This is a genomic window from Parvibaculum sp., assembly GCF_049671045.1.
Lineage (GTDB): Bacteria > Pseudomonadota > Alphaproteobacteria > Parvibaculales > Parvibaculaceae > Parvibaculum.
The window spans coordinates 1-11,721 of the sequence record NZ_JBATUH010000060.1 but is presented as its reverse complement, the minus strand read 5'-3'; the positions used below and the strand labels follow the sequence as shown (position 1 = coordinate 11,721).

The 11,721-nt window shown below is 65.9% G+C and carries 13 protein-coding genes and 1 pseudogene; 10 read left to right on the top strand and 4 right to left on the bottom strand.

Annotation, left to right across the window (positions count from 1 at the left end; genetic code table 11):
- The 4 genes from WBG82_RS07370 to WBG82_RS07355 form a co-directional block, all read left to right on the top strand.
- Positions 1-1,147 (top strand): DNA-3-methyladenine glycosylase 2 (locus WBG82_RS07370; protein WP_424423193.1); only part of this gene is annotated, 1,147 nt, incomplete at its 5' end.
- A gap of 11 nt (positions 1,148-1,158) precedes the next feature.
- Positions 1,159-1,677 (top strand): methylated-DNA--[protein]-cysteine S-methyltransferase, encoded by a 519-nt coding sequence (locus WBG82_RS07365; RefSeq protein ID WP_424423190.1) that lies wholly within the window; start codon positions 1,159-1,161, stop codon positions 1,675-1,677.
- 64 nt (positions 1,678-1,741) lie between these two features.
- Positions 1,742-1,927 carry a PLD nuclease N-terminal domain-containing protein gene (locus WBG82_RS07360; RefSeq protein ID WP_424423188.1) on the top strand — a complete coding sequence of 62 codons (186 nt, stop codon included), beginning with the start codon at positions 1,742-1,744 and terminating at the stop codon, positions 1,925-1,927.
- A gap of 182 nt (positions 1,928-2,109) precedes the next feature.
- Positions 2,110-2,403: a DUF4282 domain-containing protein gene (locus WBG82_RS07355; RefSeq protein ID WP_324298155.1), complete on the top strand. Its 294-nt coding sequence runs from the start codon at positions 2,110-2,112 to the stop codon at positions 2,401-2,403.
- 20 nt (positions 2,404-2,423) lie between these two features.
- Here the strand turns inward: WBG82_RS07355 and bioD are convergent, their stop codons facing one another.
- The 3 genes from bioD to WBG82_RS07340 are packed head-to-tail and all read right to left on the bottom strand — an operon-like array spanning position 2,424 to position 5,263.
- Complete coding sequence (gene bioD, locus WBG82_RS07350) at positions 2,424-3,083, bottom strand: dethiobiotin synthase (protein ID WP_424423185.1); 660 nt, start codon at positions 3,081-3,083, stop codon at positions 2,424-2,426.
- Between the two features lie 27 nt (positions 3,084-3,110).
- Positions 3,111-4,286: an 8-amino-7-oxononanoate synthase gene (bioF, locus tag WBG82_RS07345; protein ID WP_424423182.1), complete on the bottom strand. Its 1,176-nt coding sequence runs from the start codon at positions 4,284-4,286 to the stop codon at positions 3,111-3,113.
- Positions 4,283-5,263, bottom strand: coding sequence for an NADPH:quinone oxidoreductase family protein (locus WBG82_RS07340; RefSeq protein WP_424423181.1), 981 nt, complete (start codon positions 5,261-5,263; stop codon positions 4,283-4,285). The genes bioF and WBG82_RS07340 overlap by 4 nt, the downstream gene beginning before the upstream one ends.
- A 120-nt stretch (positions 5,264-5,383) precedes the next feature.
- On the opposite strand from WBG82_RS07340, the gene bioB reads away from it, so the two are divergent.
- The 4 genes from bioB (at position 5,384) to WBG82_RS07320 (ending at position 9,732) form a co-directional block, all read left to right on the top strand.
- The gene (bioB, locus tag WBG82_RS07335) at positions 5,384-6,412 is read left to right on the top strand and encodes a biotin synthase BioB (RefSeq protein WP_424423180.1); all 1,029 of its coding nucleotides are present in this window, start codon (positions 5,384-5,386) and stop codon (positions 6,410-6,412) included.
- Between the two features lie 44 nt (positions 6,413-6,456).
- Entirely contained in the window at positions 6,457-7,779 is a 1,323-nt protein-coding gene (locus WBG82_RS07330) for an adenosylmethionine--8-amino-7-oxononanoate transaminase (RefSeq protein ID WP_424423179.1), read from the top strand.
- A 236-nt stretch (positions 7,780-8,015) separates the two neighbouring features.
- Complete coding sequence (locus WBG82_RS07325; RefSeq protein ID WP_424423178.1) at positions 8,016-8,696, top strand: AAA family ATPase; 681 nt, start codon at positions 8,016-8,018, stop codon at positions 8,694-8,696.
- Positions 8,697-8,796: 100 nt separating this feature from the next.
- Positions 8,797-9,732, top strand: a complete 936-nt coding sequence (locus WBG82_RS07320) for an SPOR domain-containing protein (protein ID WP_424423177.1) — start codon at positions 8,797-8,799, stop codon at positions 9,730-9,732.
- Between the two features lie 19 nt (positions 9,733-9,751).
- Here WBG82_RS07320 and WBG82_RS07315 read toward each other — a convergent pair whose 3' ends face one another.
- Positions 9,752-10,132, bottom strand: a complete 381-nt coding sequence (locus WBG82_RS07315) for a hypothetical protein (RefSeq protein ID WP_324298172.1) — start codon at positions 10,130-10,132, stop codon at positions 9,752-9,754.
- An 85-nt stretch (positions 10,133-10,217) separates the two neighbouring features.
- Here WBG82_RS07315 and WBG82_RS07310 point away from each other — a divergent pair, with 85 nt between their 5' ends.
- Positions 10,218-10,859 carry an HAD-IA family hydrolase gene (locus WBG82_RS07310; protein ID WP_424423176.1) on the top strand — a complete coding sequence of 214 codons (642 nt, stop codon included), beginning with the start codon at positions 10,218-10,220 and terminating at the stop codon, positions 10,857-10,859.
- 256 nt (positions 10,860-11,115) lie between these two features.
- Positions 11,116-11,721, top strand: a pseudogene (locus tag WBG82_RS07305) (cytochrome P450); the annotation flags it as partial.

Below are 11,721 nucleotides of genomic sequence, written 5' to 3'. Positions count from 1 at the left end.
GCTCTTCCTCGCCCATATCGGCGCGACGCCGCAGGCGGTCGCGGCGAACCGGCGCCTGCTCGCGGCCAAGCAGCTCATCAGCGAGACCGATATGGGCTTTGCCGAGATCGCATTCGCGGCCGGGTATCAAAGCCTCAGGCGCTTCAACGATGCCGTGCGCGCGAGCTATGGCGTCGCGCCGACGGCATTGCGGCGCGAGAGCACCGCGTCGCGCAGCGCGGCGCCCGGCGCGATGACGCTGCGGCTCGGCTATCGCCCGCCTTTCGACTGGGAGCGGCTTCTCGCCTATCTCTCCTTCCGCGCGATACCGGGCGTGGAAGAGATTTCCGGCCAGGCCTATCGGCGCAGCTTCCGCCTGCCGGGTGCTGCCGGCAGGCTCGAAGTGCTGCCGTCAAAAAAACTGAACGCGCTCGAAGTGCGTATCAGCGCGGACGGAAACGCGCCCATCCGCTCGATCGCGACGCGGGTGCGGCGTCTTTTCGATCTCGATGCGGAGCCCCAGGCGATCGCGGCGGCGCTCCGGGGCGATGCGATGCTCGGCGCCCGGCTCGCCGCGCTGCCGGGCATTCGCGTTCCCGGCGCCTTTGACGGTTTCGAACTCGCCATTCGCACGATCCTCGGCCAGCAGGTTTCGGTGAAGGGCGCGACGACGCTCGCCGGGCGTCTCGTCCGCCGCTGCGGCGAGGCGATGCCGGCCGCATCCGGCGGCCTCACCCATTTTTTCCCGGCGCCGGAGGCAATCGCCGATGCTGATCTCTCCGGGCTCGGTCTCACGGGCGGGCGCATTTCCGCGCTCAAGGCTTTCGCCGGCGCGGTCGCCAAAGGGGAGGTCACATTCGACCCCGCGGCGACGCTCGACGACAAGATCGCCGAATTCTGCTCGGTCCCCGGCATAGGCGAATGGACGGCGCATTACATCGCCCTGCGCGCGGTGGGCGAGCCCGACGCCTTTCCCGCCTCCGATCTCGGGCTTCGCAAGGCGGCGGGCGGTACGAGCCCCGTCACGCCCCGCGCGCTCGAGGCGATGGCGGAGAGCTGGCGGCCCTGGCGCGGCTATGCGGCGCTTCTTCTCTGGATGGCGCCGAACATCGAAACGCAAGACCTCGAAACACGGCAAGCGGAAGCGCAGGCGCTCGCCGCCGACTGATGGAGACTGCAATGAAAAAGGCCGGGAATGAAAACCTCGCCGTCGCGAGCCTCGACTCGCCGATCGGCAAACTCAGACTGGCGGCATGCGATGACGGGCTTCTGGCCGTCATCTTCCCGAACGAAAAGACGAAGCGCGATTTCGCCGACAATCGCGGCAGCGAAGCGGCGCGCGCCCATCTCGATGCGGCGGCAAAGGCGCTCAGGGAATATTTCGCGGGCAAGCGCCGCGACTTCAAGGATCTGAAGCTCGCGCCGCGCGGCACGGAGTTTCAGCTCAGCGTCTGGCGCGCGCTGACGAGGATCCCCTTTGGCGCGACGCGAAGCTATGCCGACATTGCGCGCCTCATCGGCAACCCCAAAGCGATGCGCGCCGTGGGGCTCGCCAATGGCAAGAACCCCATTCCGATCATCGTGCCCTGCCACCGCGTCATCGGCTCGAACGGCGCGCTCACCGGCTTCGGCGGCGGGCTGCCGACCAAGAAATGGCTGCTCACGCATGAAGGCGTGACGACGCCGGCGCTTCTTTGACCCTTACCTTCAGAGTGCGGACGCATTAGGCTTGGGCGTGGTTCGCTTCCCGGAGGTTCCGATCATGATGCTCGCACACGGATATGGCGGTTTCATCTGGCTCATCATCGCCATTCTCGACGTCTATGCGATCGTCCGCATCGCACAGAGCAATGCCGAGCCTCTCTGGAAGGCGATCTGGATCGTCGTCGTGCTGGCACTGCCGGTGATCGGGCTCATTCTCTGGGGCCTTTTCGGGCCGAAACGCTAGGCATCGCGGCCGGCTTCCGCTCTTGCCGGGAGGGCTCCGGCGGCGATCTTCATCCGTCGACTGATCTTATATCCCCGCCGGCTATTGTGCCATTTTGCGCCGCATATGGCGGGTGACGGTCGCGCGAGCTGCTGATACTCTCTCGATTCAACGTAGGCGGACGTTTGAATCGGGGAGAAATCATGAACTGGCAAGCATTTCTGAGTTTCGACCGGATGATCGCCACTTCGGTGGTCAAGTTTCTCTACTGGATCGGCATAGCCCTGATCGGCCTTGGCGGGCTCATTGCCTTTATCGGCTCGTTCTCGACGATGGGCTATTCCTTCGGCATGGGCCTCGGACAGCTCGTCATGGCCGTGCTCGGCACCGTGATCGCCATCGTTCTGTGGCGCGTCGTCTGCGAGCTTTATATCGTGATCTTTTCCATGCACGACCGCCTCGGCGAAATTCGCGACCGGCTCCCGCCGCGAAGCTGACGCGGGGTCGCTGAAGGCAGCTAGAGGAAGAGCGAGGCGAGATCGGGCTCGCCATTGCGCGGAAGCGCGATTGTCTCCAGCCCCGCGAAGCGCCGGATCGTCTCGACCGTCTCGTCGAGCGGCACGGGCTCCGCGGGCGACTCGCTCACCACGATGGCGCGCGGCGCGAGGCCGTTCCGGTTCATCACGTCGAGCGTCGTCAGCGTGTGGCTGATCGTGCCGAGATAGGAGCCGACGACAAGCAGCGGCACGAGGCGCGGCCCCTTCAGCGCCAGCATCCAGTCGAGCACGGTGTGCCGGTCGTCGAGCGGTACGATGAGGCCGCCGACACCCTCGATCAGCAGCGGATCGTGAAGCGCTTCGCGGGCGCGGCAATGATCGACGAGTTCGCGGAAGTCGATGCTCGTTCCTTCCCGCGCGGCCGCCATGTCGGGCGAGAGCGCCGCCCGGAAGCGCCATCGCGACACCGTGTCCACATTCTCGTAAAGCACGGGCTCGCCCAGCGCGGCGAGGAGCGCGGCCGGATCGCTTGCCGGAAACGTCGCCTCGTCGAGCCCGCTGACGACGGGCTTCAGCGCGCGGACGGGCAGGCCCTTCGCGCGAAGCTGGCGGATAATGAGCGCCGATACATAGGTCTTGCCGATATCGGTGCCGGAAGAGGTGACGAAGATGGTGGTCATTTCGTTCAGCTTTATTCAGCGGCTCTTTTATTCAGCGGCCCTGCGCGGGAGGATGCGCGCGCGGACGAGGGCGGCGAGACGGTCGATGTCCTCGTCCCGATGCGCGGCGGTGAAGGTGAAGCGGAGCCGCGCCGTGCCCGCGGGCACGGTCGGCGGGCGGATAGCGGTGACAAGGAAGCCTTCCGCTTCGAGAAGTGCCGAGGCATCGAGCGTCGCCTTCTCATCGCCGATGACGATGGGGACGATGGGGCTTTCGGCTTCGGGAAGGCCGAGCGCGCCCGTGAAGGCGCGGGCCTTCTTCACCGGCAGCGCGGCGTAGTCAGGCTCCTCCTCGATCACGTCGAGCGCGGCGATGGCGGCGGCGACGGAGGCAGGCGGAAGCCCGGTCGAATAGATGAGTGTGCGGGCGCGGGTGCGGATGAAATCGACAACCGGCCTGCTCGCGCAGAGATAGCCGCCATAGGAACCGATCGCCTTTGACAGCGTGCCCATCTGGAGCGGCACGTCGGCCTTCGCGCCGCCGATGAAGCTCGAGCCGCGCCCCTCGCCCAGAACGCCGATGCCGTGCGCATCGTCGGTCATGAACCAGGCGTCATGCGCCTTGGCGAGCGCTGCCATCTCATGCACGGGGGCAAGGTCGCCATCCATGCTGAAGACGCCGTCGGTGAGAATGAGGCAATGGCGCGCCCCGGCGCGGCGGGCCGCGAGAAGCTCCTCGAGATGCGCTAGATCGTTGTGCCGGAAAATATGCGCCTCTGCGCCCGAGAGCCTCGTTCCGGCCAGAAGGCAGGAATGCGAAAGCTCGTCGGCGAGGATAAGGTCGCCGGGACCCGCAAGCGCAGGCACGATGCCGAGATTGGCGAGATAGCCGGAGCCGAAGATGACGCAGTCCTCGGCCTGCTTCAGCCGCGCAAGCCGCGCCTCGAGCACGGCGAAGAGCGGATGATTGCCGGTGACGAGCCGCGAGGCGCCGGAGCCCGTGCCATAGCGCTCCGTGGCGGCGAGGGCCGCCGCGATCACGCGCGGATGATGCGAGAGATTGAGATAGTCGTTGCAGCAGAAGGAAACGAGTTCCCGGCCGTTGCGCCGCACCGCTACTTCGCCATGACGGTCCGTCTCGACAAGGCGGCGGCGCAGGCGCTGCGCCTCGAGGCTCGCGAGTTTCGCGGCGGCAAAGCTGTCGAGCGACGAGGTGCCGGTCATGCGTCCATCCTGATTACGGGCTTGCCGACGCTCTTGCGCTCGAGCGGGCGCTGAAGGACGGCGCCGGCTTCCTCGAGCGGATAGGTCGCGGCCGGCTCGGGGTGGATCCTGCCCGCAGCCGCCCATTCGGCGAGTTTCTTCATCAGCGGAATATTGGCCTTCGGATTGGCGCGGATCTCGCCGCCCCAGTCGACGCCGACAAGCGAGGCGCGCTTCAGCAGCGCGAGATTGAGCGGCAGCTTCGGGATCTCGCCATTGGCGAAACCGACGACGAGATGCCGCCCGCCCGGCGCAAGGCAACGGAAGGCGGTTTCGGAGAAGGCGCCGCCGACGGGATCATAAACGACATCGACGCCGCGTTTCTCGACCAGCGCATCGAGAGCCTTGCGCCAGTCGGGATCGGAATAGTCGAGCACCATATCGGCGCCATGCGCCTTCGCTGCGGCTCGTTTCTCTTCCGACGAGGCGGCCGCGATCACGCGCGCGCCCATGGCCTTCGCCACGTCGATCGCCGCCATGCCGACGCCGCCCGCCGCGCCCAGCACCAGCACCGTCTCGCCCTGTTTCAGCGCGCCGCAATTTTCAAGCCCGTAAAGCGCCGTGCAATAGGAGACGAGGAAGCCCGCCGCCGCCTCGAGGCTCATGCCGCCCGGCACGGGCGCGCACATCGCGGCCGGAAGCACCACCTTCTCCACCAGCGCGCCGCGGCTCGACAGCGCCATGACGCGATTGCCGACGAGATCGCCCGAAAGCCCCTCGCCCACTGCCTCGATACGGCCGGCGATCTCGCTGCCGGGAATGAAGGGCAAGGGCAGCTTCACCTGATAGGTACCGCGCACGAAAAGCGCATCGACATAGCCGAGCCCCGCCGCCTCGACCGCAATCAGCACCTCGCCCGGGCCCGGCACGGGCTCGTCGGCCGTTTCAACCTTCAGCTCACGGGGTTCACCATAGTTGACGCAACGGACGACCCGCATCGGCTTGTCTTTCCATGTCGGTTGATGTTTCGGGCGTGACCCTAGCGCGCCTTGCAATGCGGCGAAAGGCGCCTATGCTTCGCCCAATCGCCTCCTAGCCGCAAGGGGAAACCCCGTTCCATGACCCTTCAGACCCGCATCGAGAACGCCGCCACCCATGTGACGGCGCGGACAAGCCCGGATACGCTGCGTCATGACTGGACGCGCGAGGAAGTGACGGCGCTCTACGATCTGCCGTTCAACGACCTCCTGTTCGAGGCGCAGCTTGTCCATCGGCGCTGGTTCAACCCGAACCAGGTGCAGAAATCGACGTTGCTCTCGATCAAGACCGGCGGCTGCCCTGAAGATTGCGGCTATTGCGCGCAGAGCTCGAAATTCGACACCGGCCTCAAGGCGACGAAGCTCATGGAAGTCGAGCGCGTGCTCGCCGAGGCGAAGAAGGCGAAGGAAGCGGGCGCCTCGCGCTATTGCATGGGTGCCGCGTGGCGCAGCCCCAAGGACCGCGACATGGACGCCATCGTCGCCATGGTCGAGGGCGTGAAGGCCATGGGCATGGAAACCTGCATGACGCTCGGCATGCTCTCGGTCGAGCAGACGCTGCGCCTCAAGGATGCGGGCCTCGACTACTACAATCACAACATCGACACCTCCGAGGAATACTACAAGGAGATCGTCAGCACACGGACATTCGCCGACCGGCTGGAGACGCTCGCCCGCGTGCGCGAGGCGGGCATCAATGTCTGCTCGGGCGGCATAGTCGGCATGGGCGAAGGCAAGGATGACCGCGTCGGCATGCTGCTCGCGCTCGCCAACCTGCCGGAGCATCCGCAGAGCGTGCCGATCAACCAGCTCATGCAGGTGGAAGGCACGGCGCTCGGCCACTCCGAGGAGATCGACCCGATCGACTTCGTGCGCACTATCGCGGTCGCGCGCATCCTGATGCCGAAATCCGTCGTCCGCCTCTCGGCCGGGCGCGAGCACATGTCGGAGGAGACGCAGGCGCTCTGCTTCCTCGCCGGCGCCAACTCGATCTTCATCGGCGAAAAGCTGCTGACGACGAAGAACCCCGAGGCCGACAAGGACGAGCGCCTGTTCGCGAAGCTCGGCCTCGAGCCGATGCCGGCCCATAGCTGCCCGTCCGAGAAGTAGGTTTCCGATTGCGAGCCCGGCCCCACCGGGCCGGGCGTGACGACATGGAACGAGACAGAAAGCCCGCATTCCTTCCGCCTGCCAATCCGCTCCTGAAGGACGTGCCACGCTGGCTCCGAGAAGGCGCGGGTCATTTGTGGCTGCCCTACACGCAGATGCAGACGACGCCGATGGCGCTGCCCGTCGCCAGGACGGAGGGCGTTCGGCTCACCCTTGCCGACGGGCGCGAGCTTGTCGACGGCACCTCCTCATGGTGGACGGCCGCGCATGGTTACAACCATCCACACATACGCGAGGCGGTGACCGCGCAGCTTCAGAAGATGCCGCATGTGATGCTTGGCGGGCTCGCGCATGAACCCGTGCTGACGCTGGCGACGCGGCTCTCGGATCTCCTGCCCGGCGATCTCGCTCATGTGTTCTTCTCGGAATCGGGCTCCGTCTCGGTCGAGATCGCGATGAAGATCGCGGTGCAGTACTGGATCAACAGCGGTGTCAGGGGGCGCACGCGCTTCGTCTCCTTCCGCGGCGGCTATCACGGCGACACGCTCGCCACCATGTCGGTCTGCGACCCGGACGAGGGGATGCACACGCTCTTCAAGGGCGCGATCGCCGAACAACTCATCACCGGCCTGCCGGTGACGCCGGAGGCGGAAGCGGCGCTCGATGCCTTTCTCGCCGCCCATGCGCATGAAGTGGCGGCGGTAATCACCGAGCCGCTCGTTCAGGGCGCGGGCGGCATGATCTTCCATGACGAAGAGACGCTGCGGCGGCTCAGGCGGCTTTGCGACAAGCACAATGTGCTGCTCATCCTCGACGAGATCTTCGTGGGCTTCGGGCGGACGGGTTCCATGTTCGCCTGCGAGGCGGCCGGCATCGTGCCGGACATCGTGACGCTCTCCAAGGCTTTGACCGGCGGCACCATGGCGCTTGCGGCCACGGTCGCGCGCACGAGGGTCTTCGAGGCGTTTCTCGGCGAGGAGGGCTCGCGGGCGCTCATGCATGGGCCGACCTATACCGGCAATCCGCTGGCCTGCGCGGCGGCGAACGCCTCGCTCGATCTCTTCGCGCGCGAGCCGCGGCTTTTCCAGGTGGCGGCGATCGAGGCGCAGCTTCGCCGCGATCTCGCGCCTGCGCGGGAGATCCGGGGCGTGCGCGATGTGCGGGTCAAGGGCGCCATCGGCGTCATCGAAGTCGAGCGGATCTACGATCTCGACGGCATGAAGCGCCGCTTCGTCGAGGAAGGGGTCTTCATCCGGCCCTTCGGCAGGATCGTCTATACGACGCCGCCGCTCGTGATCGGCGAGGAGGACCTCTCCCGGCTCACCGCCGCCATGCTCAAGGTCACGGCGGAATTCGCTCCGCACTGAGAGCAACTGTGCCCGGATGGACACGCCCGCTGGTGTGGCTCCTGCACATCAACCCAAGATATTGAGCCAAATTGGGTCACACACTAATCTCAGCGCAGGGGGTGATTCGCCCCTTCCCTGCCGACCTGGACGGATGATTCCCGGCGCATGGGGTCCGCGCTGCCAGCGGCGTGGATCAAGCTCTTGTATTTGTTCAGTGCCGTCCCCTTTCCCTAGCGATGAGGAAGCCGAAGCTCATGCATGTTATCGCGTTCGCGTCCCAGAAGGGCGGATCGGGCAAGACGACGCTCGCGGGCCATGTGGCGGTCGAGGCGGAGCGCCGCAATGCCGGTCCGGTCGCGCTGATCGACACCGACCCGCAGGGCAGCCTGGCGCAGTGGTGGAACGCCCGCGACGCGGAGCGTCCCTTCTTCGTGCGCGCCTCGAGCGAAGGGCTCGCCCAGGACCTCGCGCGGCTCCGGGACGGCGGCGTCAGGCTCGTCATCATCGATACGCCGCCCGCCATCACCTCCACGATCGGCCTCGTGATCGGGCTTTCCGATCTGGTGGTCATTCCGACCCGGCCGAGCCCGCATGACCTCAGGGCCGCCGGGGCGACCGTGCGGCTTTGCGAGACGGTCGGAAAGCCGCTCGTCTTCGCGGTCAACGGCGCGGCCTCCCGCGCCCGCATCACCACCGAGGCGGTCATCGCGCTGTCCCATCACGGCCCCGTCGCGCCGGCTGTCATTCATCAGCGGGTTGATTTCGCTTCCAGCATGATCGACGGGCGCACGGTGATGGAAATCCCGGCGCAGACGAAATCGGCCGAGGAAATCGCCTCCCTGTGGTCGTTCCTGAGCGACCGGCTGCATGGCCGCGAGACATCGCCGCTGGTGTCGGGTAGTTTCGCTCCCGGCACGCTGAAGGGTGCCGCCTAGGTCCGCTTTGCGCTAGATTGGTGCGCAACGCGCCTCCGGTTCCCGATCCGGCGAGGCTATCAGCGCCGTGCCGGAACTCTTTTTGTCGGAATATGCTCGAATGTCGAAAAAGCCCGCCTCACTGACCAGCGATCTGCTCGCGCGCAAGGGGGAGGCCGAACCCTCGCACCTCGATCCCGACGCACGCATGTCGCTGTTCGCGGAGCCGGACTTCTCGGCGCCGGGCGGCGGCGGCGCAGGCGCAGGCGATGACGAGCGGCCGCGCCCGCCCGAGCCCGAAATCATCTACACGGCCGAGGACAGCTCGCATGGCAGCGGCGCCACACGGCTCATCGTCGGCGGCATCATCGGCGCGATCGTCATTGGCGGCGCCTTCCTGACGCTTTCGGGCAGGAACAGCCAGAGCGTGGCGCCGGTCGCGCCCGAGATCACGGCGGCAGCACCGACGCCCGAAGCCGCACATTCAGAATCCGCAGGGGCCGAAATCCCGCAGACCGAAACCCCACAGACCGAAACCCCGCAGACCGAAACCGCAGAGCCCGAAGCGGCCATGCCCGCGGCACCGGCCGAGAGCGCGCCCGCCGCGCCAGTGACGCCCGCGCCGCAGGCGGCCATGGAGGCCCCCGTCACACCTCCGGCGAACGAAGCCGCGGCAGCCCCGCAGGCGGAGACGCCAGCCGCGCCCGCCCTCAGGCCCGGCAGCGAGGCCGCGACCGAAGCGCCGAAAGTCGCCGCAACCGCAAAACCCGCTCCCGCGCAGGCGACCAAGGCTCCGGCCTCCGCCAAGGGCGCCTATCTCGTTCAGGTCGCCGCGCTCAAGGACGAAAAGAGCGCCAAGGCTTCATGGCGGACCCTCAACCAGCGCTTCCCTACCGTGCTTGGCGGCCATGCGCTTGACATCGAGAAGGCCGATCTCGGCGCCAAGGGCACGTGGTACCGGGTCCGCGCCGCGGGCTTCCAGACGAAGGCCGCCGCAACGGAGGCCTGCGCCAGGCTCAAGGCCGCGGGGCAGGCCTGCATGGTGAAGAAGCGCTGAAGCCCCCGCACCCGCCGCTTCAGCTCCGCAGCCAGGCGATCAGCAGCCAGGGATAGGCAATCGTCAGCGTCGAGAAGGAGAAGAAGGTGAGCACGCTCAGCGCGCGGCTTTTGACATAGCCCTTCTCGGATACGGCGTGGATCAGGAAGAGCTGCGCGTTGAGCCACGAGCCGATGACGATGAGCCAGCCCGCGACCGTCGGGATCGCCGGATGCACAGCCGCAATCGCGAACTGCAAGAGGCTCATCATGATGTTGTCGATGTGGCATTGCAGAACGCGCTTCGAATTCTTCAGAGGCCCGAACCGCTTCATGCCGCCATACATGGCGGTGATGATCCAGCCTTGCAGCACGGCGACGCAGATCTGAATGAATCCGGACGTGATCAGTATGGACTTCATTTGCCCCCAGCCCTCTCGCTTCTTCCGATAGCAACACGGGCGGTGTAGGTTCCCGCCCAACGGAAATTGAAAAATCGAGGGTAACATGATCGAGGCTGTGAGTTGGGATTTCGGCGGCGTGCTGACATCGAGCCCGTTCGAGGCCTTCAACCGCTTCGAGGCCGAGCGCGGCCTGCCAAAGGATTTCATCCGCTCGATCAACGCGACCAATCCCGACACCAATGCCTGGGCGCTGTTCGAGCGCAACGAATGCACGCTCGATGAATTCGATGCGCTGTTCGCAGGGGAAGCAGCCGCCAGGGGCGCGACGGTGCGCGGCCGCGAGGTGGTTGAACTTCTCTCCGGCGACATCCGCCCCGAAATGGTCGAGGCCCTGAAGCTCTGCAAGGCGCGCGTCAAGGTCGGCTGCATCACCAACAATGTCGCCGCGGGCTCGGGCGCGGGCATGGCGCGCTCGGAGAGCAAGGCGGCGCAGGTGGCGGAGATCATGTCGCTCTTCGACCATGTGATCGAAAGCTCGAAGGTCGGTATCAGAAAGCCCGATCCTCGCATCTATGAAATGGCCTGCGAGGCGCTCGGCGTCTCTCCGGCGGGCTCGGTCTATCTCGACGATCTCGGCATCAATCTCAAGCCGGCAGCCCTGCTCGGCATGAAGACGATCAAGGTCACGAGCGCGGCGCAGGCACTCGCCGAGCTTGAACAGGCGGTCGGTTTTCCCGTCGCCTGATGGCGCGAGGCAAACCCTGCGTCAAGCGAAAGCCGTTTCCGAACCGCAAAAGTGGTTTCCACTGTTGCTGGAAACGCCCGTGCGGGCTCTTTGTTTATCGCGTTTCCGAACCACAAAAGTGGTTTCCACTGTTGCTGGAAACGCCCAAGCGGGCTCTTTGTTTATCGCGTTTCCGAACCGCAAAAGTGGTTTCCACTGTTGCTGGAAACGCTATGCGGCCTAAGCTCCTCCCAAACAAGAATAGCGGGAGGAGAATATGCTGCGACCCAAGGCGGAAAAGATCGATCTCCATGGCGGGCCGGACCTCAAGGATCCGGACCTCTATATGCGCGGCGATCATCACGAGATCTTCAGGCAGTTGCGCGCCAGCGCGCCGGTCTACTGGAACCCGGAAGCCGACAGCACCGGCTTCTGGGCAATCACGCGCTATGACGACATAGAAGCGATCTCGAAGAACCCGAAACTCTTTTCCTCCGCCAAGGAGAATGGCGGCCACCGGATCTTCAACGAGAACGAGATCGAGGACAACCAGACCGACGCGACCATGATCTCCATGGACCCGCCGGAGCACGCCGCCTATCGGCGCATGATCACGCCCGGCTTCGTGCCGCGCCGCATCGCCAATATGGAGGAGCGGATTCGCGGCCGCGTGACGCGCCTTCTCGACGCGCTCGAAAAGCAGGGTGCCAATGGCAGCGAGGTCGATTTCATTCCGACCGTCGCGGCAGCGCTTCCGATCGAGGTTCTGGCGGAACTATTCGGCGTGCCAGAAAGCGACGGGCCGAAGCTCTTCGAATGGTCGAACGCGACGGTCGGGGAAGACGACCCGGAACTTCGCGTCTCGGACGAATATATGCGCCAA

What these genes read in the sequence shown, in the direction of transcription:
- WBG82_RS07365 (WP_424423190.1), top strand. Translation starts at nt 1,159, where the DNA reads ATGAAAAAGGCCGGGAATGAAAACCTCGCCGTCGCGAGCCTCGACTCG.
- WBG82_RS07360 (WP_424423188.1), top strand. Translation starts at nt 1,742, where the DNA reads ATGATGCTCGCACACGGATATGGCGGTTTCATCTGGCTCATCATCGCC.
- WBG82_RS07355 (WP_324298155.1), top strand. Translation starts at nt 2,110, where the DNA reads ATGAACTGGCAAGCATTTCTGAGTTTCGACCGGATGATCGCCACTTCG.
- bioD (WP_424423185.1), bottom strand. Translation starts at nt 3,083, where the DNA reads ATGACCACCATCTTCGTCACCTCTTCCGGCACCGATATCGGCAAGACC.
- bioF (WP_424423182.1), bottom strand. Translation starts at nt 4,286, where the DNA reads ATGACCGGCACCTCGTCGCTCGACAGCTTTGCCGCCGCGAAACTCGCG.
- WBG82_RS07340 (WP_424423181.1), bottom strand. Translation starts at nt 5,263, where the DNA reads ATGCGGGTCGTCCGTTGCGTCAACTATGGTGAACCCCGTGAGCTGAAG.
- bioB (WP_424423180.1), top strand. Translation starts at nt 5,384, where the DNA reads ATGACCCTTCAGACCCGCATCGAGAACGCCGCCACCCATGTGACGGCG.
- WBG82_RS07330 (WP_424423179.1), top strand. Translation starts at nt 6,457, where the DNA reads ATGGAACGAGACAGAAAGCCCGCATTCCTTCCGCCTGCCAATCCGCTC.
- WBG82_RS07325 (WP_424423178.1), top strand. Translation starts at nt 8,016, where the DNA reads ATGCATGTTATCGCGTTCGCGTCCCAGAAGGGCGGATCGGGCAAGACG.
- WBG82_RS07320 (WP_424423177.1), top strand. Translation starts at nt 8,797, where the DNA reads ATGTCGAAAAAGCCCGCCTCACTGACCAGCGATCTGCTCGCGCGCAAG.
- WBG82_RS07315 (WP_324298172.1), bottom strand. Translation starts at nt 10,132, where the DNA reads ATGAAGTCCATACTGATCACGTCCGGATTCATTCAGATCTGCGTCGCC.
- WBG82_RS07310 (WP_424423176.1), top strand. Translation starts at nt 10,218, where the DNA reads ATGATCGAGGCTGTGAGTTGGGATTTCGGCGGCGTGCTGACATCGAGC.